The 24,030-nt window shown below is 72.6% G+C and carries 22 protein-coding genes and 2 tRNA genes; 17 read left to right on the forward strand and 7 right to left on the reverse strand.

Features of this window, described 5'->3' with window-relative positions; translation table 11 throughout:
* The first annotated feature begins 32 nt into the window (after window positions 1-32).
* The 3 genes from rplU (at window position 33) to obgE (ending at window position 2,177) form a co-directional block, all read left to right on the forward strand.
* Window positions 33-353, forward strand: a complete 321-nt coding sequence (gene rplU / locus PV341_RS05200) for a 50S ribosomal protein L21 (protein ID WP_018556584.1) — start codon at window positions 33-35, stop codon at window positions 351-353.
* A 14-nt stretch (window positions 354-367) separates the two neighbouring features.
* Window positions 368-622 carry a 50S ribosomal protein L27 gene (gene rpmA / locus PV341_RS05205; protein WP_449706282.1) on the forward strand — a complete coding sequence of 85 codons (255 nt, stop codon included), beginning with the start codon at window positions 368-370 and terminating at the stop codon, window positions 620-622.
* 115 nt (window positions 623-737) lie between these two features.
* On the forward strand, window positions 738-2,177 hold the full coding sequence (gene obgE / locus PV341_RS05210) for a GTPase ObgE (protein ID WP_500322943.1): 1,440 nt from the start codon (window positions 738-740) through the stop codon (window positions 2,175-2,177).
* Between the two features lie 92 nt (window positions 2,178-2,269).
* Here obgE and PV341_RS05215 read toward each other — a convergent pair whose 3' ends face one another.
* Window positions 2,270-3,349, reverse strand: coding sequence for a CDP-alcohol phosphatidyltransferase family protein (locus tag PV341_RS05215; RefSeq protein ID WP_500322944.1), 1,080 nt, complete (start codon window positions 3,347-3,349; stop codon window positions 2,270-2,272).
* A gap of 265 nt (window positions 3,350-3,614) precedes the next feature.
* Between PV341_RS05215 and galE the strand changes: the two genes are divergently transcribed.
* Complete coding sequence (galE, locus tag PV341_RS05220; RefSeq protein ID WP_500356860.1) at window positions 3,615-4,598, forward strand: UDP-glucose 4-epimerase GalE; 984 nt, start codon at window positions 3,615-3,617, stop codon at window positions 4,596-4,598.
* An 85-nt stretch (window positions 4,599-4,683) separates the two neighbouring features.
* On the opposite strand, the gene PV341_RS05225 is transcribed toward galE, so the two are convergent.
* Window positions 4,684-6,708 (reverse strand): hypothetical protein, encoded by a 2,025-nt coding sequence (locus PV341_RS05225; protein ID WP_500322947.1) that lies wholly within the window; start codon window positions 6,706-6,708, stop codon window positions 4,684-4,686.
* A 387-nt stretch (window positions 6,709-7,095) separates the two neighbouring features.
* On the opposite strand from PV341_RS05225, the gene proB reads away from it, so the two are divergent.
* From proB to PV341_RS05250, 5 genes are all read left to right on the forward strand, one after another.
* Window positions 7,096-8,214, forward strand: a complete 1,119-nt coding sequence (proB, locus tag PV341_RS05230) for a glutamate 5-kinase (RefSeq protein WP_500323057.1) — start codon at window positions 7,096-7,098, stop codon at window positions 8,212-8,214.
* A gap of 126 nt (window positions 8,215-8,340) precedes the next feature.
* Complete coding sequence (locus PV341_RS05235; RefSeq protein ID WP_499511861.1) at window positions 8,341-8,787, forward strand: DUF8830 family protein; 447 nt, start codon at window positions 8,341-8,343, stop codon at window positions 8,785-8,787.
* 90 nt (window positions 8,788-8,877) lie between these two features.
* A complete protein-coding gene (locus PV341_RS05240; protein WP_500322948.1) occupies window positions 8,878-10,203 on the forward strand; it encodes a glutamate-5-semialdehyde dehydrogenase in 1,326 nt (441 codons plus the stop codon).
* Window positions 10,204-10,274: 71 nt separating this feature from the next.
* Entirely contained in the window at window positions 10,275-10,763 is a 489-nt protein-coding gene (locus PV341_RS05245; RefSeq protein ID WP_500322949.1) for an SCO2584 family spore wall biosynthesis protein, read from the forward strand.
* A gap of 65 nt (window positions 10,764-10,828) precedes the next feature.
* Complete coding sequence (locus tag PV341_RS05250; RefSeq protein ID WP_500356862.1) at window positions 10,829-11,971, forward strand: SCO2583 family membrane protein; 1,143 nt, start codon at window positions 10,829-10,831, stop codon at window positions 11,969-11,971.
* Here the strand turns inward: PV341_RS05250 and PV341_RS05255 are convergent.
* A complete protein-coding gene (locus tag PV341_RS05255; RefSeq protein WP_500356864.1) occupies window positions 11,892-13,013 on the reverse strand; it encodes a M48 family metallopeptidase in 1,122 nt (373 codons plus the stop codon). The two genes, PV341_RS05250 and PV341_RS05255, sit on opposite strands and share 80 nt — an antisense overlap.
* 141 nt (window positions 13,014-13,154) lie before the next feature.
* Here PV341_RS05255 and PV341_RS05260 point away from each other — a divergent pair, with 141 nt between their 5' ends.
* The 6 genes from PV341_RS05260 to PV341_RS05285 all read left to right on the forward strand — a co-directional run bounded on the left by PV341_RS05260 (window position 13,155) and on the right by PV341_RS05285 (window position 17,073).
* Window positions 13,155-13,313 (forward strand): hypothetical protein, encoded by a 159-nt coding sequence (locus PV341_RS05260; RefSeq protein ID WP_018556595.1) that lies wholly within the window; start codon window positions 13,155-13,157, stop codon window positions 13,311-13,313.
* Window positions 13,314-13,347: 34 nt separating this feature from the next.
* A complete protein-coding gene (gene nadD, locus PV341_RS05265) occupies window positions 13,348-13,929 on the forward strand; it encodes a nicotinate-nicotinamide nucleotide adenylyltransferase (RefSeq protein WP_499511856.1) in 582 nt (193 codons plus the stop codon).
* 37 nt (window positions 13,930-13,966) lie between these two features.
* Entirely contained in the window at window positions 13,967-15,721 is a 1,755-nt protein-coding gene (locus PV341_RS05270) for an LCP family protein (protein ID WP_500322953.1), read from the forward strand.
* 86 nt (window positions 15,722-15,807) lie between these two features.
* A complete protein-coding gene (gene rsfS, locus PV341_RS05275) occupies window positions 15,808-16,245 on the forward strand; it encodes an RsfS/YbeB/iojap family protein (RefSeq protein ID WP_499511854.1) in 438 nt (145 codons plus the stop codon).
* On the forward strand, window positions 16,242-16,895 hold the full coding sequence (locus tag PV341_RS05280; RefSeq protein WP_500323059.1) for a histidine phosphatase family protein: 654 nt from the start codon (window positions 16,242-16,244) through the stop codon (window positions 16,893-16,895). The genes rsfS and PV341_RS05280 overlap by 4 nt, the downstream gene beginning before the upstream one ends.
* A gap of 105 nt (window positions 16,896-17,000) precedes the next feature.
* A tRNA-Ala gene (locus PV341_RS05285) sits at window positions 17,001-17,073 on the forward strand.
* A 49-nt stretch (window positions 17,074-17,122) separates the two neighbouring features.
* Here PV341_RS05285 and PV341_RS05290 read toward each other — a convergent pair.
* Entirely contained in the window at window positions 17,123-18,040 is a 918-nt protein-coding gene (locus tag PV341_RS05290; RefSeq protein ID WP_500322955.1) for a helix-turn-helix transcriptional regulator, read from the reverse strand.
* Window positions 18,041-18,141: 101 nt separating this feature from the next.
* Here PV341_RS05290 and PV341_RS05295 point away from each other — a divergent pair, with 101 nt between their 5' ends.
* The gene (locus PV341_RS05295; RefSeq protein WP_500356866.1) at window positions 18,142-19,581 is read left to right on the forward strand and encodes an MFS transporter; all 1,440 of its coding nucleotides are present in this window, start codon (window positions 18,142-18,144) and stop codon (window positions 19,579-19,581) included.
* Window positions 19,582-19,588: 7 nt separating this feature from the next.
* Here the strand turns inward: PV341_RS05295 and PV341_RS05300 are convergent, their stop codons facing one another.
* The gene (locus PV341_RS05300; protein WP_500356868.1) at window positions 19,589-20,872 is read right to left on the reverse strand and encodes a glycosyltransferase 87 family protein; all 1,284 of its coding nucleotides are present in this window, start codon (window positions 20,870-20,872) and stop codon (window positions 19,589-19,591) included.
* A 147-nt stretch (window positions 20,873-21,019) separates the two neighbouring features.
* Between PV341_RS05300 and PV341_RS05305 the strand changes: the two genes are divergently transcribed.
* Window positions 21,020-21,092: transfer RNA gene (locus PV341_RS05305), tRNA-Ala, on the forward strand.
* Window positions 21,093-21,226: 134 nt separating this feature from the next.
* On the opposite strand, the gene PV341_RS05310 is transcribed toward PV341_RS05305, so the two are convergent.
* Together PV341_RS05310 and PV341_RS05315 are read right to left on the reverse strand one after the other, a co-directional pair.
* Entirely contained in the window at window positions 21,227-22,807 is a 1,581-nt protein-coding gene (locus tag PV341_RS05310; RefSeq protein ID WP_500322961.1) for an NADH-ubiquinone oxidoreductase-F iron-sulfur binding region domain-containing protein, read from the reverse strand.
* Complete coding sequence (locus tag PV341_RS05315; protein ID WP_500322963.1) at window positions 22,804-23,952, reverse strand: hypothetical protein; 1,149 nt, start codon at window positions 23,950-23,952, stop codon at window positions 22,804-22,806. Before PV341_RS05315 ends, PV341_RS05310 begins: the two co-directional genes overlap by 4 nt.
* Between the last annotated feature and the right edge of the window lie 78 nt (window positions 23,953-24,030).

A 24,030-nucleotide genomic window follows, 5' to 3' on the forward strand; every position in this document is an offset into this window, starting at 1 on the left:
AGTGACGATCCGAGCGAGAGAGTGAGTTCCGCGTGTACGCAATCGTGCGCAGCGGTGGCCGCCAGCACAAGGTGGCCGTCGGCGACATCGTCGAGGTTGACAAGATTTCCACTGGCAAGGTTGGCGACGCGGTCGAGCTCTCGACGCTCCTCGTCGTCGACGGCGACGCCGTCACCAGCGACCCGTGGGTGCTGGCCGGGATCAAGGTCCAGGCCGAGATCGTGGACCACCACAAGGGCCAGAAGATCGACATCCTGCGGTACAAGAACAAGACCGGCTACCGCCGTCGTCAGGGTCACCGTCAGCAGTACACGGCCCTGAAGATCACCGGCATCCCCGCCGCTGCGAAGTAAGGGACTGAGGAGAGATGGCACACAAGAAGGGCGCATCGTCCACCCGGAACGGTCGCGACTCCAACGCCCAGCGGCTCGGCGTCAAGCGCTTCGGCGGCCAGGTCGTGAACGCCGGTGAGATCATCGTCCGCCAGCGCGGCACCCACTTCCACCCCGGCTCGGGCGTCGGCCGTGGCAAGGACGACACGCTGTTCGCCCTCGCCGCCGGTGCGGTCGAGTTCGGCACCAGCCGTGGTCGCAAGGTCGTGAACATCGTCCCGGTCGCCTGATCGGCCGCGATACGACTTCACCGAGGGCGGACCCTGTTTCCCGGACCGGGAAGCAGGTCCGCCCTCGGCGCGTTAACCCACAGACATTCCCGTACGCATCTGGAGGAACATCCGCATGACCACCTTCGTGGACCGCGTCGAGCTGCACGTCGCCGCGGGTAACGGGGGCCATGGCTGCGCCTCCGTGCACCGGGAGAAGTTCAAGCCGCTGGGCGGCCCGGACGGCGGCAACGGCGGCCGTGGCGGCGATGTGACGCTGGTCGTCGACCAGTCGGTCACCACGCTCATCGAGTACCACCACCACCCGCACCGCAAGGCCACCAACGGCAAGCCCGGCGAGGGCGGCAACCGTTCCGGCAAGGAGGGCACGGACCTGGTCCTGCCCGTCCCGGACGGCACCGTCGTCATGGACGGGCACGGCAACGTGCTCGCGGACCTCGTCGGCCACGGGACCACCTTCATCGCCGGCCAGGGCGGCCGCGGCGGCCTCGGCAACGCGGCGCTGGCCTCGGCGCGCCGCAAGGCGCCGGGGTTCGCGCTGCTGGGTGAGCCCGGGCAGAGCCGGGACCTCGTCCTGGAGCTGAAGACGGTCGCCGACGTGGCGCTGGTCGGTTACCCGAGCGCGGGCAAGTCCTCGCTCATCTCCGTGCTCTCGGCGGCCAAGCCGAAGATCGCGGACTACCCCTTCACCACGCTCGTCCCCAACCTGGGCGTGGTCACGGCCGGTTCGACCGTCTTCACCGTCGCCGACGTCCCCGGGCTCATCCCGGGCGCCAGCGAGGGACGCGGCCTGGGCCTGGAGTTCCTGCGGCACGTCGAGCGCTGCAGCGTCCTGGTGCACGTCCTGGACACCGCCACCCTGGAGTCCGAGCGCGACCCGCTGAGCGACCTCGACGTGATCGAGGCGGAACTGCGGGCGTACGGCGGTCTCGAGGACCGTCCGCGGATCGTCGTCCTCAACAAGGTCGACATCCCCGACGGCCAGGACCTCGCCGACATGGTCCGCCCCGACCTCGAGGCGCGCGGCTACCGGGTCTTCGAGGTGTCGGCGGTGGCCCACAAGGGCCTCAACGAGCTGTCCTACGCCCTCGCCGGCATCGTTGCCGAGGCGCGCGCCGCCCAGCCGGTCCAGGAGGCCACCCGTATCGTCATCCGGCCCAAGGCCGTGGACGACGCCGGCTTCACCGTCACCGCCGAGGACGGCTTCTACCGCGTCCGCGGTGAGAAGCCCGAACGCTGGGTGCGCCAGACCGACTTCGCCAACGACGAGGCCGTCGGCTACCTCGCCGACCGGCTCGCCCGCCTCGGTGTCGAGGAGCAGCTGGTCAAGGCCGGCGCCCGTGAGGGCGACGAGGTCGTCATCGGCGCCGAGGACGACGCCGTGGTCTTCGACTGGGAGCCGTCCGTCGCGGCCGGCGCGGAGATGCTCGGACGCCGCGGCGAGGACCACCGCTTCGACGAGCCCCGGCCGGCCGCGCAGCGCCGCAAGGACCGGGACGCCGAACGGGACGACGTCCAGAAGGAGTTCGAGGGTTTCGACCCGTTCGACTCCTGAGCCGCGACCGCGAAGGACAAGGGCCGGCCCCCTCACCGAGGGGGCCGGCCCTTGTCCGTGCACTGCCGGCCGGGGACCGGCCGGCGAGCGGTTCAGCTCATGGACGTCTGCAGAGGCGTCGCGCTGTCGCTCTCGTGGTACGAGCGGGCCTCCTCGTCGAGGTCGGCCATCACGCGCTCGAAGTCGCGCGTGGAGAGCAGCAGCTTGTAGATGATGGCGAACTCGAAGATCAGCAGCAGCGCGGCCGCGGCGATCGTGGTCCCGATGATGGCACCGGTCAGCGGCGCGATGATGAAGACCGCCATCTGGAACTCGATGCCGCTGATCAGGTGCGGCCGGACCCGGTGCCGGATCAGGAAGTCGCGGAAGGCCGCGTAGGGGCCGAAACGGTCCTTGAACGTCACCTGAAGGTCGATGACCCGTCCGGGCGCGGCGTCCGAAGCCTGGTCGGCCGGGGTGGCGGCGTCCGCCGCGACCGTGGCGGCCGGCCGGGCGGCGTCAGGACCGGTCCACTGCGCGGGGACGGTCCGCACGGACGCGTCCGCCTCCGTCTCGGCCTCGGCCTCGTTCCTGGCCTCCGCCTCGGCCTGCGTCTCGTCCTCCGAGCGCTCGCGCAGCAGGTCCTCCATGAAGGCGTGCGGCTTGGCGGAGTCGAGCTCCTGCAGGCGCTTCTGGATCTTCTTGCGCATGCCGTGCCGCACCTTGAAGATCTGCAGCGCGTCGAGGTACCGCAGCGCGTCGAGGAAGATCACCGCGAGGGCGAGCCACATGTAGACGGGGTTGTCCGTGCGGTAGAACTGGCCGCCCATGAGGGCCGCGGCGCAGCACACCACGCGGATGCGGTCGAAGATGTAATCGAGCCAGCCGCCGAACTCGGAGCCCTTGCCGGTGAGCCGGGCCAGCTTCCCGTCCATGCAGTCCAGGATGAAGCTGAAGTGGTACAGCACGGCGCCGATGATCAGGTACTTCCAGTCGGCGAGCGCGAAGCAGGCCGCGGCTCCCAGGCCGAGGAAGAGGGCGCCCCAGGTGATCTGGTTGGGGGTGAGTCGGGTCCACCTGGCCGTCCAGCGCACCAACGGGGTCGCCACGGGGTCGACCAGGAAAACGGTCCACCAGGCGTCCCGCTTCTTCTCGGTGAGGCGCCGTACTTCCGCGAGCGGCGGTATTTCCATGGACCAGAACCCTTTCGAGGCGAATCAGGCACCGAACCGGGGCAGCGGATCGGTTGAGGCTGGGACGCGTCCGCGATGCTGCGCGGGCCGTCGGGCGAGCGGTGTCCCGCGGTGGGGCCCGCTCCAACCGTTCCTACGACGCGGGGCGACGGCAAACGGTTGTGTGGATGAATGGATAGTAAACAAAAAGTCGGCGGAGTGTACCGCGGGGCCCGTCCCGCAGGGGGTTCGGGGCCGCCATGGGAGAGCCGTTAGGATGCGTCGGATGACGTGGTTGATTACTGGCGGTGCCGGATACATAGGGTCGCATGTGGTGAAGGCCATGGTCGACGGCGGCGAGCAGGTCGTCGTCGTGGACGACCTGAGCACCGGCGACCCGCAGCGGCTGCCCGCCGGGGTGCACCTGGAGAAGGGCTCCGTGCTGGACGCGGAGCTGCTGGACCGGGTGCTGCGCGATCACTCGGTGCGCGGGATCGTGCACATCGCGGCGAAGAAGCAGGTCGGGGAGTCGGTGGAGCGTCCGCTCCACTACTACCGGGAGAACGTCCAGGGCCTGCAGACCGTCCTGGAGGCCGCGGTGCGCGCCGGGGTGACCAGCTTCCTGTTCTCGTCCTCCGCCGCGGTCTACGGGATGCCCGACGTCGACCTGGTGACCGAGGAGACCCCGTGCGCGCCCATGAGCCCGTACGGGGAGACCAAGCTCGTCGGCGAGTGGATGGTCCGGGCGACGGGTGCCGCCCACGGCATCGCCACCGCCTGCCTGCGCTACTTCAACGTGGCCGGCGCGGCCACGCCCGAGCTGGGTGACGCGGGGATCTTCAACCTCGTGCCGATGGTCTTCGAACGGCTCTCCCAGGGGAAGCCCCCGCTGATCTTCGGCGACGACTACGAGACCCCCGACGGCACCTGCGTGCGCGACTTCATCCACGTCGAGGACATCGCCTCCGCCCACGTCGCCGCCGCGCGCCGGCTGGCGGAGGACCCGACCGCCGCCCTGGTGCTGAACATCGGCCGCGGCGAGGGCGTCTCGGTCGCCGAGATGGTGGGCATCATCGGCTCGGTCACCGGCCGCACCGACGCGACGGCGCAGGTCATCGAGCGCCGCCCCGGCGACCCCGCCCGGGTCGTCGCCTCCGCCTCGCGGATCGAGGAGGAGCTGGGCTGGACGGCCCGCCACGAGGTGCGCGAGATGGTCGCCTCCGCCTGGGCCGGCTGGTGCCTGCGCCACCCGGAGCAGCCCCGGCACTGAGTTCCGTCCCCAAGACCGCGGGAGGGGGGCTGCGACGGAACGATCTCGTTCCGTCGCAGCCCCCCTCCCGCGTCCGTGGTGCCGGTCACGCGACCCCAGCGCGCTGCCGTGGGACGGCCTGGGGGGCGCTCCGCGCCGCCGTCCTGGCCCGCCGCTCGTCCACCCGGGCCGCCAGGGCGTGCACGGCCTCCTGGAAGCGCTCCGCGGAGGACGGCGCCGCCGGGCCCAGCAGGTGTTCCTTCAGGTTCGCGCGCGCGGTGGCCAGCGTGTCCTCGGCCGTGCCGCGCACCACGGCCAGCAGCTCGCCCAGTCCCGCCGCGTCAGGGGTCAGTACCGTCCCGGCCCGCACGGTGGGGAAGGACGCGCGGAATCCCGCCTCGCTCCGGTCGGTGGTGTTCGTCACCGCGTAGGGCTTGCCGCTCACCAGGAACTCGGAAATCACGCTGGACACGTCGGTGATCAGGAGGTCGCAGTGGTCGAAACAGGAGTAGAGGCCGGGACGCTCCTCGACGATCACCAGGTGCTCGTCCGCGGGATGCGCCGCCCAGTACGCGGCCTCCCAGGCCGCGGTCGCCCGTCGTACGGCGCCTGCGACGCTCTCGTCCCCCGTCGTGCCGCGGTCGGCCATGCGCTCCAGGTCGTCGGCGTCGGGCAGCGACCAGGCGGCGGTCAGCCGGGCCAGTTCGCGCTCGCTGTGCCGGAGGAGGTCGCGCTGCCCGGGGAGGGCGGAGTCCGTACGGCGCCGGCGGTTGGCGTCCTCGATCAGTTCGACGATCCGCCGGTGGGCGGCACCGGCCCGCGGGTCGACGCTGCCGGTGAGCGGGTGCGGGCGGTAGAGCACGCGGACGGCGGGCTCGGCGAGCAACCGGCGGACGATGGCCTCACCGGCCACCGTGATCGAGGTGTTGCCGGGGTCGTCGGTCCACCCCTCCCAGGTGGGCGCGTAGAGCACCGTGAGGGTGCTCCCGGGCGCCGGTGGGCCCGAATGTGGCCGGATCCCGGCCAGTTGCGGACGGCCGACCTCCACGACGTCCTCGTCGGCCACGCCCACCTCGGCCAGCGCGTAACGCTCCCGGGCCGCGGGGCCCGCCACCCAGACCTCGTCGTACGCCTTCGCGTACGGGTTGCAGCTGGACAGCTTGTCGCTCTCGCCGTGGTTGACGAAGGCGTGCATGATCGACGGGATGCGCAGCACCTGTGAGGTCTTGGGCGCGTTGGCCGGGTGGAGCAGCACCTTGAGGCTGGAGTCGCCGAGCCGCATGAGGTCGGCGACCTTCGGCAGGCACACGATGGGGAGATCGGTCGGGCCGATGCGCGGCACCATCCCGCGCTCGCGCAGCAGGATCACCGGCCGCCCGTCGAGCTCGGCCAGGGGGGCCAGCCACATGTTCGCCTGGTAAGCGGAACTCGCGCCCCCGGAGAAGTACATGCCGACCGTGGGCTGGTAGCGCTCGAGCCAGCGGTCGAACCACTCGAGGACCTCGTCCGCGCCCGGTGGCCGCCTGCCGGGCATGAAGGACCGGGCGAGCAGGGCCAGCGCCACGGTGGCCAGCAGCGCGGACAGGGCGACGCCGTCGGCGGCGTACGCCGTGGCCCCGGTCGCCGCGGCCACGCTCAGCCCGAAGGTCGCCGGGCTCCCCACCAGCAGCAGCCGCAGGCCCGGCTGACGGGTGATCAGGGGCGGTGGCGGGGCGGGCAGCGGCAGTTCGGACGTGTCGATGTTGCGTGTGACGACGGGGAGCCGGCGTGCGCGTTGCACCAGCGCCGCCCCGCCCTGGAGGGCGATGTGCGCGCCGTGGACGTACAACAGGCCGCCGAGGCACACGAGGTGGAACAGCACGGACTCCCGTTGGTCCAGGCGCAGCAGTCCGACGATCAGCAGCAGGTCGCGCAGGGACTGCCGGGTGACCGCCTCCGCCTGGAGCAGCCCGAGTGCCTTGGGCGGCGGGCGCTTGCCGGCGTGCAGGCAGACGTCGGCGGCGCAACCGGCGAGGGCGGCGCCCGCCATCAGGGCCCCGTTGGGCAGGGCCACGCCCACCACCTGCGCGATCAGGGCGCACATCTGGGCCAGAAGGAGGCCGAAGTGGTGGACTCCCGGCCGTTTCCCCACGGCACGTTTCACAGCGGCAACTTCCCATCGTCGTACGTTCGGCGGCCCGGCGGAACCGCCCGGACGCGCGAGCGTGCGCTGGGCCGCCCGGGGTGCCGGTTCGCCGTACCCGTGCACGCTGCCCCGTGTTCGAATCCGCAGGCAAATCGTTCCCATTGAGGTGGTTCTCTTGTGACTTTTTTACTTACGGAGTGAAGAGTCCCTTATATGAATTTCATATCTCGTCAAGGGGTGTTCGGGCGCGGGCTTCACGGCGCGTCTGCCCCGTTACGCGTTGTCCCAGTCGCCGTCCGGTGGGTGGAAGGCGGCAGCGCCCGGTCGCCCCACTGCCGTAGATTGCGAAGCAGGGAGAGGGAAGGGACGGACGTGGCGAGCGCGAGGCAGGACGTGGCGGAGGCCCGGCGGGTCGTGGTCAAGGTCGGGTCGTCGTCGCTGACGACGGCGGCCGGCGGCCTGGACGCCGACCGGGTGGACGCCCTCGTGGACGTGCTGGCCAAGGCGCGCGGGACCCAGGAGGGCGCGGCAGCCAAGGAGGTCGTCCTGGTCTCCTCCGGCGCCATCGCCGCCGGCCTGGCACCGCTCGGGCTCACCCGGCGGCCCCGGGACCTGGCGCGGCAGCAGGCCGCCGCCAGCGTCGGCCAGGGCCTGCTCGTCGCCCGGTACACGGCCTCCTTCGCCCGGTACGGCGTACGGGTCGGGCAGGTGCTGCTCACCTCCGACGACATGAGCCGCCGGGCGCACTACCGCAACGCCTACCGCACGCTGGACAAGCTGCTCGCCATGGGCGCCCTGCCGATCGTGAACGAGAACGACACGGTGGCCACCGACGAGATCCGCTTCGGCGACAACGACCGCCTCGCCGCCCTCGTCGCCCACCTGGTCCGTGCCGACCTGCTCGTCCTGCTCTCCGACGTCGACGGGCTCTACGACGGCGACCCCGCCCTCCCGGGCACCTCGCGCATCGAGGAGGTCCACGGGCCGCGGGACCTGGAGGGCGTCTCCATCGGCAGCGCGGGCAAGGCCGGCGTCGGCACCGGGGGCATGGTCACCAAGGTCGAGGCCGCCCGGATCGCCGCCGGCGCCGGCATCCCGGTCGTCCTCACCTCCGCCTCGCAGGCCGCGGACGCCCTGGCCGGACGGCGGACCGGCACCCTCTTCCACGCCACGGGCAAGCGCTCCGCCGACCGGCTGCTGTGGCTGGCCCACGCCTCCACCCCGCTTGGCGCGCTGATCCTGGACGACGGCGCCGTGCAGGCGGTCGTCAAGCGCCGCACCTCGCTGCTTCCGGCCGGCATCGCGGCGGTCGAGGGCCACTTCACCGCCGGCGACCCGGTCGAACTGCGCGACACCTCCGGCCACGCCGTCGCGCGGGGCCTGGTGAACTTCGACGCCAAGGAGCTGCCCCGGCTGCTCGGGCGCTCCACCCGTGAACTGGCGCGGGAGCTCGGCCCCGCCTACGAGCGCGAGGTCGTGCACCGGGACGACCTCGTACTCCTGCACCACTGAGGCGGACCTCCTTCGTGGTTACTTCGTGAAAACCGCCCCGCGCCCGCTTCCGGGCTGCTGGACTTTGAGGGCGGAGCACGGAATCCGGCCAGGGACGCGACGACAGGGACGACAGGGAGGCCGCCGGTGAGACGAGGGCGCCCAGGGGCATCGTCGTCCCGAGGGACGGCGGAGCGGACACTGGTCAGCGTGACGAGCGACGACACCGCCCCGCCCGCGCGGGAGCGCCCCGTGTCCCGGCTCTGGCACGTGACGCTCAGCGTCTGCGGGCCCGAGGCCCCGCTTGCCGAGGTGCGGCGCGCGCTGGAGCAGCTCGCGAACGACCACCCCTTCCTGCTGACCAGCCGGTACGCGGCCGACCACGCCGAGATCCGGTACTGGGAGGAGGCCCGCGACCTGCACGACGCCGCCGCGATCGCGCTGCGGCTGTGGGGCGAGCACCGTTCCTCCGCCAACCTGCCGCCCTGGGAGACGGTGGGCCTGGAGGTCATCGACCGGGACACCTACCACCAGCGCCTCGCGGAGGGTTACGGACCGCCCCCGGCGGCGCCCCTCGGCGTGCACCCCTACTGAGCCGCACCGGCCGGGCCGCCGTGCGCGGCACGGTCTCACCGGCCGGAAAGCCGTCCCGCCGGCCGGCGCCCACGCCGTACCCTGGCCGCTATGAGCAGCCGCAGCCACAGCAACGACGACCTCGCCGCCTCCCTGCCCTCGCCGTGGCCGAAGAGCCCGGTGCTGCAGGCCGCCTACCGCGCCCGTGCGGCCGCCGAAGACCTCGCGCCGCTGCCGCGCTCGGTGAAGGACGACGCGCTGCTGGCCATCGCCGACGCCCTGGTCGTCCGCACGCGGGAGATCGTCGAGGCCAACGCCAAGGACGTCGCCCGCGCCCGTGAGGCGGGCACCGGCGAGGCGATCGTGGACCGGCTGACGCTGACCCCCGAGCGGGTCCGCGCCATCGCCTCCGACGTGCGGGACGTGGCCGGCCTGCCCGACCCGGTCGGCGAGGTGGTGCGCGGCTCCACGCTGCCCAACGGGCTGGACCTGCGCCAGATCCGCGTGCCGCTGGGCGTGGTCGGCATCATCTACGAGGCCCGGCCCAACGTCACCGTGGACGCGGCCTCGCTGTGCCTGAAGTCCGGCAACGCGGTGCTGCTGCGCGGCTCCTCCTCCGCGTGCCACTCCAACTCCGCGCTGGTGACGGTGGTGCGCGACGCGGTCGGCGGCGCCGGACTGCCCGCCGACGCCGTCCAGTTGGTGCCGGGGGAGAGCCGGGAGTCGGTGCGCGAGCTGATGCGCGCCCGCGGCATGGTCGACGTGCTCATCCCGCGCGGCGGCGCCTCCCTCATCAAGACGGTGGTCGAGGAGTCCATCGTCCCGGTGATCGAGACCGGCACCGGCAACTGCCATGTGTACGTGGACGCGCAGGCCGACCTCGACACGGCCGTCGCGGTCCTGCTCAACTCCAAGGCGCAGCGCCCGAGCGTGTGCAACGCCGCCGAGACGCTGCTGGTGCACCGGGACATCGCCGCCGACTTCCTGCCGCGCGCCCTGGACGCGCTGGCCGGGGCCGGGGTCACCGTGCACGCCGACGAGCGGGTGCGGGAACTGGCCGAGAAGAGCGGCACCAAGGCCACCGTCGTCCCGGCCACCGCCGAGGACTGGGAGACGGAGTACCTGAGCCTCGACATCGCCGCAGCCGTGGTGGACTCGCTGGACGCAGCCGTGCAGCACATCCGTCTGTGGTCCTCCGGGCACACCGAGGCCATCGTCACCACCTCGCAGCCGGCCGCCCGGCGCTTCACCCGGTTGGTGGATTCCGCGGCCGTCGCCGTCAACGCCTCGACCCGGTTCACCGACGGCGGGCAGTTCGGCTTCGGCGCGGAGATCGGCATCTCTACCCAGAAGCTGCACGCCCGGGGGCCGATGGGCCTTCCGGAGCTGACCTCGACCAAGTACGTCTACACCGGGGACGGCCACGTCCGCGGCTGACCGGCCCCGGCGGACGGACGGAGTTTCCGAGCGGCCTGCCCAATCCGCGTCATCGGCCCTATTCTGGACGGGTGCCGGACGAACTGGGGGGCAAGCCGTTCCCGGACGGCGAGGACCACGGTGGCGCGGATGACGAATTCGCGTCCGTGGTGCTCGATGAGGCCTTCATACGGGCGGCTGCCTTCCACGAACCGAGCGCCCACGAGCGCATGCTCGCCGCCGCCACGGCACAGGCCGAGGCAGAGGCGTCCCGCCCGCGTGTGCTGGGCGCGGAGGACGGCAGCGGTCCGTACGACCAGGAGGAGACCGAGCACTCCGCGGAGGACGAGGAGTACGAGGACCTCTACGCCCAGCGCCGCCCGTACCGGGGGCACGGCCGCTGGCACCGGACCGTGGCGTGGGTGCTCGCCGTGGTGATGGGCATCGGTGTCGTCGCCCTGACCTTCGCGGCGGTCTACCGGGGCGCCGGAGGGGCCCGCCAGCCCTCCGTACCGCCCTCCCCGACGGGCCGGATCGGAGCCCCGTCGCTACCCCCGGTGGCGGTCAGCCACACCCCCTGAGCGCCTGGCGAACTTGTCTCGTACCAGGACGTTTTAAAGGGCCCTGACAGACCTACGCTTGTTGTATGGCCGGGCCTGGAGACCCACCGGAGGGGAACCCCGAGGGCTCCCCGGGAGGTGGTGAGGACGAGTACCGATCCGTCGTCTTCGACGAATCGTTCGTCCGCGCTGCCCGGATACAGGAGTTCTCCGCGCGGGAGCGGCTGGACGGATCGGCCCGCTCGGTGCGCACCCGTCGGCTCTGGGCCCGTGGCGGCGCCCCGCGCCAGGCCCTGGTCCTCGTCCTCCTGATCGCCGTGGCCTTCGGCACCGCCGTCTACCTGGGCATACGCAATCCCTACGACCAGCCCGCCCCTCCCGTGGCGCAGTCGCTGCAGATCACCCTGCTGCCGCTCGCCCCCACGGCCGCGGTGGCCGCCGTGGACCGGTCCCGGCCGTTCGCCGGGCAGCGCGCCGAGCACTACCGGGCCGGCGGGACCGGGTACGCCCTGCCGCCGGCGCGCCGCACCGCGCACTTCAGCGAGAGCCAGGTCATGCAGGCCCTGGTCTCCGCCAAGGACTACCTGGTCGCCTCCTCCGCCGATCCCGACGCGCTGACCGGCGGGGACATCCGCACGGTGCGCACCATGCTGGACCCCGGGCAGCTCGACCAGTTCGACCGGAGCCTGGAGCGGCCCGCCGACGACGGGCGCCACGCGGCGACCGGCTGGCTGGTGCGCTTCGACCCCGCCCGCGTCGCCCTCGCCGACGACGAGGTCAAGGTGCGCGGCACCATGACCGTGTCCGAGGCGGGGGAGGAGGCCCTGGAGGTCGTCACGGACCACACCCTGGTCTACGTCGTGCAGGCCGCCACCGGGGGCAGCGGCCAGGCCTCGCTGTTCACCGTGCGGCGTGAGCTGCGGCTGCGCTTCGACCGCGCGGACCTGCGCGACAAGCACGTGGAACTGCTGCGGGCCGCCGTCGAGGCCGGGCCGCTGTCCTGCGTGACCGCCCCCGTGGCGCACTTTCTGCCGCTGCTGGCCGGGCAGCGGCCGCCGGTGGAGCCCGGGGTCGACCCCTACGACCACCGCCACGAGATCGGCTCGGTGTGCGGGGTGCTGGCCCCGGCCCCGGCGGCCGGACCGGGGATCAGCCCTCCGGCGGCGGGTCCTGCGAGTCCTTCGGCGGGCGCCCTGACGGGCCGGAGCCCGAGCCCGGCGTCCCGGTGAAGCGGTCGCGCAGCCGGCCGCCGACGTCGCCGGCCCCCGCCCCGATGTCGGAGAGCAGCTTCATGAGCGGGTCCTTGCTCGTCTTCACCGTTTCGGCGTAGTGGCTCGCGGATTCCTTGAACGAGTCGTAGACCGAGGTGTCCTTGTCCTCGCTGCGCCGCGGGTAGTGGCCGTCCATGATGCGCTGGTGGTCGCGGCTCGCCGCCCACTTCTTCAGCTCCGCGGCCCGCACCGTGGTGAACGGGTGGCTGCGCGGCAGGACGTTGAGGATCTTCAGCACGGAGTCGCGCAGGTCGCCGGACTCCTCGTACTCCTCGGCCTGCTTCAGGAAGGCGTCCACGTTCATCTCGTGCAGGTGGTTGCCGCCGGCGATCTTCATCAGGCCGCGCATCGAGGCCTGCAGGTCCTGGCCGACCAGGAGTCCGGCACGGTCCGCGGAGAGCTCCGACTTGCGGAACCACTCGCGCAGTGCGGTGACGATCGCCATGATCGCGAGGTTGCCGAGCGGTATCCACGCCACCCGCAGCGCCAGGCTGGTCAGGAAGAGCAGGATCGTGCGGTAGACGGAGTGGCCGGACAGCGCGTGGCCGACCTCGTGGCCCACGACGGCCCGCATCTCCTCCTCGTCCAGCAGCTCCACCAGCCCGGTGGTCACGACGATGATGGGCTCGTCCAGCCCGATGCACATCGCGTTGGGCTGCGGGTCCTGGGTGACGTACATCGCCGGGACCTTGGGCAGGTCGAGGATGTAGCAGGCGTCCCGCAGCATGTCGTTGAGGTGCGCGAACTGCTGGTCGCCGACGCGCACCGAGTCCGAGAGGAACAGCAGCCGCAGCGAGCGCTCCGGCAGCAGGCCGCTGAGCGCCTTGAAGACGGTGTCGAAGCCGCTCAGCTTGCGCAGTGCCACCAGCGCGGAACGGTCCGCCGGGTGCTCGTACGCGCGCGAGGAGATGCCCTCGAAGCGCCGCCGGTTGCGTCCGGGCAGCCGCTCAGCGCCGCTCGTGCCGCCGTTCGCACCACTCGAATCGTTCGGACCGGACATATGTCCCCGCCCCCCTGTTCGGCCGTTGGGTACCTAGTGAGGACGCGCGGAGCCACCGCGAAGTTCCACCCCGGCCGCCCGTACGATGTTGCCGAGTCCTCCGCCCGTCGACAGACCCCGAAGCCACCAAGGGACAGCCGAATGACCTCCTACGCGACCGCCGCCGTTCTGACCACGCTCGCCGAGGGCGAGGGCGGCGGCAACCACGAGAGCCTGAGCCCCTACCTCACGGGCGGTGGCGCGCTGTTCGCGCTGCTGCTGCTGCTCTTCATCACCACCCGCTTCAACCGCGACCGCTGAGCTCGATCAGGCGATGCGGGTAGGGTCTATCCGCATGAAGGAGCGAATCGGTGTGATGGGTGGGACGTTCGATCCCATCCACCACGGTCACCTCGTGGCGGCCAGCGAGGTGGCGCACCTTTTCCAGCTGGACGAAGTGGTCTTCGTGCCCACCGGCCGGCCCTGGCAGAAGAGCGAGCAGAAGGTGTCGGCGGCCGAGGACCGCTACCTGATGACGGTGATCGCCACCGCGTCGAACCCGCAGTTCTCGGTCAGCCGCAGCGACATCGAGCGCGGTGGCCGCACGTACACCATCGACACGCTCCGCGACCTGCGGGCCGAGCACCCCGAGGCGGAGCTGTTCTTCATCACGGGTGCGGACGCGCTGGCCCAGATCTTCTCCTGGCGCAAGGCCGAGGAGCTGTTCTCGCTGGCGCACTTCATCGGCGTCACCCGCCCCGGGCACACCCTGTCCGACCCCGGCTTCCCGGCCGGCGGGGTCTCCCTGGTGGAGGTGCCCGCCCTGGCGATCTCCTCGACCGACTGCCGTCAGCGGGTCGCCAAGGGGGAGCCGGTCTGGTACCTCGTGCCCGACGGCGTCGTCCGCTACATCGACAAACGCAGGCTGTACCGGTAAGTGATCAGCGGCTGATCGGCAACTGGAGGGGTCCCCAGTGAACGACTACCCCCGATGGCAATACGCCGAGGGAACACCCGAGCGGGGCGGTCAGGATCCCTACGGAGAAGACCCCTACGCACAGCAGCAAGGCGACTACGCAAACGGTTACGGCAACGAGTACGGCCAGTACGACCCGTACGCCCAGCAGACCGGTGAGCAGACCGGCCGGCAGCAGTCCTACCAGGACCAGCAGGGGTACTCCGGGCAGCCGTACTACCCGCAGGAGCAGCAGCAGTACCAGCAACCGCAGCCGCCGCAGCAGCAACCCCAGCACCCCCAACAGCCCCAGCAGACGCAGCAGTACCAGGGGTGGATCCCGCAGCAGCCGCAGTACCAGGAGCCGTACCACGAGCAGCAGCAGTACGGACAGCAGCCGCCGGCACCCCCGCAGACCCCGCCGCAGGCCCCTCCGGCCCAGCGGCAGCCCGCCTTCGAGGAGCCGCCGGCCCGGCCCGCCGCCGGCCGCTCCGCCGCGGCCGAAGCCGACTACCACACCGGCCAGTTCTCCTTCGTCGACGAGGAGACCGAGGAGTCGGAAGAGGTCATCGACTGGCTGAAGTTCACCGAGTCCCGCACCGAGCGGCGCGAGGAGGCCAGGCGCCGCGGCCGCAACCGCGTGGTCGCCGCGGTCGTCGTCCTGGTGCTGGCCGCCGTCGGCGGCGTCGGCTACCTGTGGAAGGCCGGCAAGATCCCCGGCCTCGGCGGGGACTCCGGGACCGCCCAGCAGGCCGCGGGCGGCCAGAAGCGCGACGTCATCGTGCTGCACCTGCGCCCGGTCGGCAGCGAGGCGACCTCGACCGCGCTGCTGGTCAGCAACTCGACCACCAAGAAGGGCACCACCGTCCTGCTGCCGAACTCGCTCGCCGTGAGCAGCGACGACGGCGGCAGCACCACGCTCGGCAAGTCCGTCGTGGAGAACGGTTCCGCCCCCACCCGTGAGGCGCTGGAAGGTCTGCTCGGCACCAAGATCAGCGGCACCTGGCGGCTGGACACCCCGTACCTGGACAACCTCGTCGAGTCCCTCGGCGGAGTCCTCGTCGACACCGACGCCACGGTGAAGGCAGGCAAGAAGCAGGACGGCAAGACCCTCGTCAAGCCCGGCAAGCAGCAGGAGCTGGGCGGCCAGGCCGCCGTCGCGTACGCCGTCTACCGGGGACCGGGCGAGGGGCCCGACAAGCAGCTGGCCCGCTTCGGGCAGGTCGTCCAGGCCGTGCTGAAGAAGATGTACAGCGACCCGGACCTGGCGACCAAGACCGTCGAGGGGCTCAACCAGGTCATCGAGCCCCCGCTGACCGAGAAGGACCTCGGCAGCAGCCTGGCGGCCCTGTCGGAGGAGGCCAAGGGCGGTGACTACACCACCGAGGCGCTGCCGGTGGAGCCCGACGGCACGCTGAGCGAGAAGGCCACCGAGGACGTGGTCAAGAAGGTGCTCGGCGGCACCGTCACCAACACCGACTCCGACGGCATCCCCCGGGTCACCCTGCGCAACGCGACCGGCGTCGCCGCCAACACCGGCGAGGCCCAGGTGCAGATCGTCGGCGGCGGCTACACCTTCGTCTCCGGCGCCACCGCGGACACCCGGGCCACCTCGCAGGTCCTGTACGCCGACGCCGACCAGAAGACGAACGCGGAGGAGCTGGCCAAGACGCTGGGCCTGTCCGCCAAGGCCGCCAAGAAGGGCGGCGTGGCCTCCAACGCCGACATCACGGTGGTCCTGGGCCAGGACTACAGCCCGCCGGAGAAGAACTGACCCGGGGCGGTCCATAACCGGTCGGGGACCGAGCGCGGTCCGTGAGACCCTGGACGTACGACGTCCCCGACCGGAAAGCCTTACCTGTGACCGCCACGGACCGCTCCATCGAGCTCATTCAGACCGCCGCCCAGGCGGCCGCCGACAAGCTCGCGCACGACATCATCGCCTACGACGTCAGCGACGTCCTCTCCATCACCGACGCGTTCCTGCTGGCCTCCGCGCCCAACGACCGCCAGGTGAAGGCCATCGTCGACGAGGTCGAGGAGCGGCTGCAGGAGGAGCTCGGCGTCAAGCCGGTGCGCCGTGAGGGGGAGCGCGAGGGGCGCTGGGTCCTGCTCGACTACGTCGACATCGTGGTGCACGTCCAGCACTCGGAGGAGCGGGTCTTCTACGCGCTGGAGCGGCTCTGGAAGGACTGCCCCGAGCTCGAGCTCCCCAAGGACGCCGTCGCCACCCGTGGCAAGGCCGAGGAGCACGCCCGCGCCACCGCGGCCGCCGACGAGGACGGAGAGCTGATCTGAACGGCCACACGCGGGGTCGCGGCCGCCGCGTCGTCTTCTGGCGGCACGGACAGACCTCCTGGAACGTGGAGGGCCGCTTCCAGGGCTCCACGGACATCCCGCTGACCTCGACCGGCGTCGCGCAGGCCAAGCGCGCCGCCCGGTTGCTGGCCGCGCTGCAGCCGGACGCGATCATCTCCTCCGACCTGCAGCGCGCCGCCGACACCGCCGCCGAACTGGCCGCGGTCACGGAGCTGGACATCTCGTACGACGAGGGCCTGCGGGAGACCTACGCGGGCGTGTGGCAGGGCCTGACCCACGACGAGATCACCGAGCGCTACGGCGAGGAGTACGCGGCCTGGAAGCGCGGCGAGCCCGTGCGGCGCGGCGGCGGCGAGCTGGAGACCGAGGTCGCCGACCGGGCCGCCCCGGTGGTGCTCGCGGCGGCCGACAAGCTGCCCGACGGCGGTGTGCTGGTCGTCGTCAGCCACGGCGGCGCCATCCGCACCACCATCGGCCGGCTCCTCGGGCTGGACCCGCGCAGCTGGGAGGCGCTCGGCGGGCTGTCCAACACCTGCTGGTCGGTCCTCGGCGAGGGCGCCCGCGGCTGGCGGCTGCTGGAGCACAACGCCGGGACCCTGCCCGAGCCGGTGCTCGGCGACGACGACTGACGGGGCCGGGAGCCGGGGCGGGGCCGGGGCGCAGCCGATTTCAGGAATCCGGCCCTGACCGGCTAAGCTTCTTCTCGTTCGCCGGGCGGAAAGCCCGAGGACAGCGGGGCTATAGCTCAGTTGGTAGAGCGCTTGCATGGCATGCAAGAGGTCCGGGGTTCGAATCCCCGTAGCTCCACAGCGGTATTGGATCCCGTCTCCCCCAGGGGAGGCGGGATCCTCGCGTTTCACCCGGTCCGTTCCGCGGCCGGCTCCTGTTCCGCGGCGAGCGCCGAGAGCGGGCGCGCGTGCCGGGGGCAGCCCACCAGCGGGTCGTCCAGCTCCCGCAGCCGCGCCGTCAGCTCCCGGCTCTCCTCGTCGGCCGGCGTGTAGACCACGATCCGGTGCTCCGGCATCGCCTGGACCGCCAGCGAGGTCGAGGTCAGCCGGATCCTGCCGACCGAGGCGTGATGGATCACCTTGATCCGCTGTCCCGGAGCCGCCACGTCCCCGCTCGCCCACATCTGCGCGAACTCCGCGCTCTCCCGGACCAGCCGCCCGACGAAGGACTCCCAGGCCGGTTCGCCCACGTGCCGGCCGTACGAGGCGCGCAGCTGCGCGACCATCCGGGGCAGCTCGGCGTCCCGGTTGACGTACGCCGAGCAGCACGGCGGGCCGGTGAACAGGCGCAGCAGCACGTTGCGGTCGGCGCGGGAGGCGATCCGCACCTGGGGGAAGAGCCGCCGGTAACCGGAGTTGCAGGCCAGCACGTCGTAACGGGCGTTGTAGACCACCGCCGGGAGCGGGTCGAGGGCGTCGACGATGCCCTCCACCTCCTCGCCCACCGCCTCGGCGTCGGAGACCGGCTCGCGGACGAAGGGCACGCCCGCCAGCCGGTACAGGTGCTTGCGCTCGGCCACGTCCAGCCGCAGGATGCGCGCCACCGCGTCCAGCACCTGCACGCTGGCGTTGATCGGCCGGCCCTGCTCCAGCCACGTGTACCAGGTCACCCCCACCCCGGCGAGCTGCGCGACCTCCTCCCGCCGCAGCCCGGGCGTACGGCGGCGCAGGCCGGGCGGCATGCCGACGTCCTCCGGCCGGATGCGCGCGCGGCGGCTGCGCAGGAAGGCGGCGAGCTCGGTGCGGCGCGGGGACGGTACGGCCATGCGCCCATCGTCCGCCCGTCCACGCGGGGCTGCCAGGTGCTGTCGGTACCAGGATCCGGGGGCTCTCGTTACCGGTACGGGACCGCCCGCAGCCTCGGACCATGGCGAATCCCACCGTTACCGCACGCCGTGCCCCGGCCGGCCCTCCGGGCCGCCGCGGACCGCGTGCCGGACAGCTGCTCGGCGTCCTGCTCACCGGTCAGTTCATGGCCCTGCTGGACGTCTTCATCGTCAACGTGGCCGCGCCCACCATCCGCACCGACCTGCACGCCTCGGGTGCCGGGCTGCAGATGATCGTGGCCGGCTACACCATCTCCTACGCCGTCCTGCTCATCACTGGTGCCAGGACCGGTGACCTGTGGGGCCACCGCAGGGCGTTCCTGGCCGGGCTCACCGTCTTCACCGCCGCCTCCCTGGCCTGCGGACTCGCCGGGTCGACGGGGCAGTTGACCGCGTTCCGACTGGTGCAGGGGGCCGGGTCCGCCCTGATGATCCCGCAGGTGCTCAGCCTCATCCAGCGCAACTTCTCCGGCGAACGGCGGGTGCGCGCCCTCGGCGTCTACGCGGCCGTCCTGGCCACCGGTGCCGCCGCCGGGCAGTCCCTGGGCGGGCTGCTGGTCAGCGCCGACCTGTTCGGCACCGGGTGGCGCCCGGCCTTCCTGGTGAACGTCCCCATCGGGCTCGTCCTGCTCGTCCTGGTCCCGCGGGTCGTCCCGCGCGACTCCGAGGGCGCCGCCGAGCGCCGCCGCGGTCTCGACCTGCCCGGGCTGGTCACCCTCGGCGCGGCCGTGACCCTGCTCACCGTGCCCCTGGTGCTGGGGCAGGAGGAGGGCTGGCCGGCGTGGGGCTGGGTCTGCCTCGGCCTCAGCGTCGTGCTGTGCGTGGTCTTCGCCGTGCTGGAGACCCGGCTCGCCCGGCGCGGTGGCGCGCCGCTGGTCTCCTCGCGGGTCCTGCGGGCACCCGGCATGCTCCGTTCCGTCGCCGTCATCGGGGTCGCCATGGCCCTCAACGCCGGGTTCCTGTTCGCCATCGCGCTCCACCTGCAGAGCGGGCTGGGCCTCAGCGCCCTGCACACCGGGCTCACCTTCAGCGCCGCGGCCGTCTCCTTCGGCGGCACCGGGCTCACCTGGCGCCGGCTGCCCGCGCGTGCCCACGCCTGGCTGGCGCCGGGCGGACTGATCGTGGCCGGTGCGTCCTTCGCGGCGATCGGCCTGCTGCTGCGGGACGGGCAGCAGCACGAACCGGCCTTCCTGGTGGCCCTGTTCGGTGTCGGCCTGGGGCTGGGCGCCTCCTTCAGCCCCACCCTGACCCTCGCCCTGGGGCAGGTCCGTCCCGAGGACGCCGCGGACGCCAGTGGCCTGCTGGCCACCGTCACCCAGCTCGGTCAGCTGATCGGGGTGGCCTCCTTCGGCACGCTGTTCCTGGGCCGGCTGAGCGCCGCCCACTCCTCGGCGCACGCCGTCGCGGTCACCTCCGCCGCCCTGGCGGCCACCGCGGCGGCCGGAGCGCTCGTGGCGGTGCTGCGGCGGCGGAGGGCCTGAGCGCCGCTCAGGCCGCCGCCACGGGGGTCCTGCGCGGTGCGCGAGGGCGGCGCCGGGCGACGGCGACGGCCGCCGACAGGCACAAGAACGCGGCCCCGGCGGCCGGGTAGACCGCCGAGAGGGCCATCTGCCCGGAGGACTGGTGGAGTTCGGGACGCGAGACGCCGTCGCCGTGCGGGGTGAGCCAGAGCGCGTACGAGCAGAAGAGGACGGCGTACGCGGCGGCGCCGGCCCACCAGCGTGCGGGACGGCTCCGCCGCAGGGCCTGGCCGGCCAGCAGGACGACCAGGGGGACCGCCCACACCCAGTGGTGCGACCAGGAGACGGGGCTGACCAGCAGTGCCGTGACGGCGCAGGACAGGACCGCCCAGGCGAGTTCCCCGGCCGCCAGGTGGGCGGTGGCGACGGCCACGCCCACGGCGCCCACGAGGAGTGCCGCGACGAGCCACCAGGTGCCGGGATCGCCGGTGTGCAGGGCGCGGGCGAGGACGCCCCGCAGCGACTGGTTGGCCGTGTCCTCGCCGTTGCCGGCGCGGTCGGCGGAGAGGACGACCTCCGTCCAGAAGCGCCGGGAGTCGCGCGGCAGGACGAGCGCGGAAAGGCCGATGGTCGCGGCGAAGGTGACGGACGCCACGGCGGCCGTCCGCAGCCAGGTGTTCCAGCGCTCCCGCCGCCGCCAGGCGATCACCGCCCCGCCGACGGCCAGGAAGGCCACGAACAGCAGCGGTGTCAGCTTGATGCCCGCTGCGATGCCGATGCCGATGCCCGCGACCCGGCCCCTGCGCCCGGCGAGGTCCCCCAGCACGAGCACCGCGAGCAGCAGGTTGATCTGGCCGTAGCGCAGCGTCGTCCAGACCGGCTCGCACCACACCGCGCCCGCCGCGACGCCCAGTGCGGCTGCCGCCGCGGGCAGCCGCCGCGGCAGCCCGGCCAGCCGGAGCGACAGATGGGCCAGGACGACCAGCAGGCCGAGGTTGACCGCGGTCGCCGCGATCCGCGCGGCACCCGGGCCCAGCAGTGTCAGGGACGTGAAGAGCAGCGCGGCGAACGGCGGATAGGTGTTGGGCAGCTGCGCGTGGGTGACCCGCATCGCGTACAGGTCGTCCCCGCCCCGCACCGACCAGCCCTCGGCCCGGTAGACGGTGAGGTCGATCATCGAGACGTGTGCCGCGCGTTGGGCGGCCCAGAACGCCGCGAAGGACACCAGGCACACCAGCGCCGCGACGAGGGTGGGCCTGCCGACCCGGGAGCTGCGCGCCGCGGTGTCGGCGATCGGCTGCGTCGCGGTCACTGCGGCCTTCTCCAGATTCTTCCGGGGCGGGGTCAGCCGACAGTACCGGGCGCCGTGCCCGCGGGCCAGGAATCGATTTGGCGTACCTGCCCCGGGGCCGTGTAATGTATCCCAGGTCGCCGGGGGAACCCGGGAGAACGGCATCGCGGGGCTATAGCTCAGTTGGTAGAGCGCTTGCATGGCATGCAAGAGGTCCGGGGTTCGAATCCCCGTAGCTCCACTTCCCACCGCGGACACTGCCCGTCCGGTCGTCACGACCGGGCGGGTTCTTCGTATGCCCCGGCGCACCGCGGTCCGTACGCCGGAGGGGCCCGGCACCGCGACGGCGCCGGGCCCTCCCGCGTGTGGCCGGGGTCAGCGGCGGCCGCCCTCCTCCATGCGCAGCGCCAGTGCGGGGCAGCGGGCCACCGCGCGCTGAGCGGCCGCGTCCAGGTGCGGCGGGACGGGCGTGCCGGCGATGTCGGGGTAGCCGTCCCGGTCCAGCCGTACGATCTCCGGGAGGACGCCGGCGCACAGGCCGTGGCCCTTGCACAGCGTCCAGTCGACGTTCAGCCGCTTGTTGCTGGTCTGCGCGGCGGCGCCGACGGGGGCGCCACCCCGCGGCGCCGGCGGGTCGGACTTCAGCAGCGGCAGCACGCCCACGGTGGGGCGGCCGCAGCCGCCGCCGAGGACGTGGGCGGCGAGGTCGTCGGTGAAGGCGTTGATGGTGGACATCACGAAGCGCATCGAGCCGTCGGGGTGCTTGCACACCCCGCGCCCCTTCACCGCGACCGCGGTCTGCCGCAGTTGCTCCAGCGCGGCCTGCCCGCCGCCGTTGAGCACGTCCTGCAGCAGTCCGGCCATACGGGGCAGCCCGAGGCGGCACGGCCCGCACTGCCCGGCCGTCTCGGCGGCCAGCCACTGCGCGACCCGCAGCGACTCGCCCAGCGGGCACAGTCCCGGGTCCAGCGGGAGCAGGGCGCCCGCGCCCAGGGTGGCCTTGTGGGCCTCCAGGCTCTCGCGGGCGATGGTCACCATCGAGGCGACGCTGGGGTCGATCCAGTTGCCGTGGTAGCCGCCGACGAGCACGCCCTGCCCCGGGTTCCCGCCGCACATCTGCAGGATGTACGACATCGGCACACCCGTCGGGGTCTCCACGACCGTCTGCCGGGGCACCGAGCCGGACACCGTCAGCATGGCCGTACCGGGCTCGCCCGGGGCGCCCGCGGAGCCGAAGCGGATCGCCCCCATGCGGGCGCCGATGGCCAGTTGGGTGAAGGTCTCGGTGTTGGAGAAGAGCGTCGGCATGCCGCCGAGGCCGGACTCGCTCGCGCTCACCTTCTTGCCGGGCGGCAGGGGGAGGCCGCCGTTGGCCGCCGAGATGATGCCCGAGGACTCGCCCGACACGAAGCGCTCCGGCATGCGCACGATCCGGGCCCTCAGCTGGCGGCCCCGTTTGGTGCCCAGGCCCCGCTCGGCCAGGGCGTCGCGCACGGACTGCTCGTTGGTGTCGCGCGTGACGCTGATGACCAGTTCGCGGGCGCCGAGGATCTCGGCGCACAGCAGGGCCCCGTCCAGCATGAGGTGCGGGGCGCGGCGCAGGATGACGGCGTCCTTACGGCAGGCCGGTTCGCCCTCGCAGCCGTTGACCATCACCGCGGTCGGCGAGCCGCGCCGGCGTGCGGCCTCACCGACGGCCTTGAGCTTCTTGTAGAAGGGGAAGCCCGCCCCGCCACGGCCGCGCAGGCCCATCAGCTCGGCGAGGTCGAGCAGTTCGCCCTCGGTCATGCTCGGCATGGAACCGTGCACATTGAGGTGGGTCACCCGGTCCAGGCGCTCCACCTCGTCGAACCCCGCGGTGATCCGGGGCAGCCCGACGGTACGCACGTCGGGGAGCACATCACCCGCCCCCGGGCGAGGGGCGGGTGACCGGTCCGGTATGGCGGGAACGCTCATCGTTGTCCTTCATAGGGTCCGGGCGTGGACTGCTGCCAGGCGATCGGCTGGAGCCTGTCGGCTCCCAGCGGATCCGCGCCCTGCCTGCCGTCCGGCACCGGGGTGCCCCATGCGGGAGTGCCGTCCCAGCCGGTCTGCTGGGGTTGCTGCTGGTACGGCACCTGCGGTTGCTGCTGGTACGTCGCCTGGGGGTCGGCGGGCACCTGCGGCAGTTGCATCGTGGCGGCCGCGGGATCCATGCCGAGGGTACGGTCCGGGGCCGGGGGAGGAACAGCCGTGTACTGCTGGGCGGTGGGGAAGTTGGGCAGCGGCGGCAGCGGTTCGCTGTAGGCGCTGGCCAGGCTGGGCCCGTTCTCCTCCCGGGGCACGGCACGCCGGCGGCCGGAACCGCCCCGGGACGCGGCCCGTTCGCCGCCGAGCTTGCGGAAGGAGGCCGAGCGCTCCCGCGTCTCGGGGAAGAGCGCCTCGCCACGGGTCCTGCGGAGCCGGTAGATCAGCCCGATGGCGACACCCACCAGGCAGATCCCGTAGGCGACGATGATCCAGGACTTGGCGGAGCGGCCGGACTGCAGGCCGTGGATCAGCGCCATGCACCAGGACGCGTAGGCGGTGCTGTGCAGGATGCGCCACCGCACGGGGTGCCGGTTGGCGGCGAAGACGCTGCGCATGGCGCCCGTGGCGGCGGCCAGGATCATCAGGTAGGCGGCGAGCACGCCGAGGGCGATGAGGCCGTCCCGGCCGGTCACGCCGAGGGGGAGGAAGGCGCCGGCGGTGGTGACCCGCACCTCGACGACCTTCGTCGTCACGTGCAGGACCAGGAATCCGATAGCGGCGACGCCCAGACCGCGGTGGATGCCCTGGGTGAGCAGGCGTTCGCGGGGGCCGAGGAAGACGGTGTCGGTGGACACCAGGCCCCAGATGACGGTGCAGCTCAGGGAGACGAGGGTGAGGACGCCGGCGCCGAAGTCCAGGAACGCCCGCAGGTACGGACCCGCGGTGACGGCGAGGACGAGCAGGGCGGCGGCGGTGCCGGCGATCGCCCAGGCGCGGGGCGACCGTGCGGCGCGAAGGGCCCCGGACAGGATGTCGCTCGCCGGTATCGGGGGGGTCCGGCGACCGTCCGGGGACTGTCGGTTGGTGCGCATGCGGCAGACGCTAACTCGTACGGGTGGCCTGAACGATCGTCTTTCGACAACCCGGGATGAGGATCATTACGAACTGCT

Source organism: Streptomyces sp. PA03-1a, assembly GCF_033792805.1.
Lineage (GTDB): Bacteria > Actinomycetota > Actinomycetes > Streptomycetales > Streptomycetaceae > Actinacidiphila.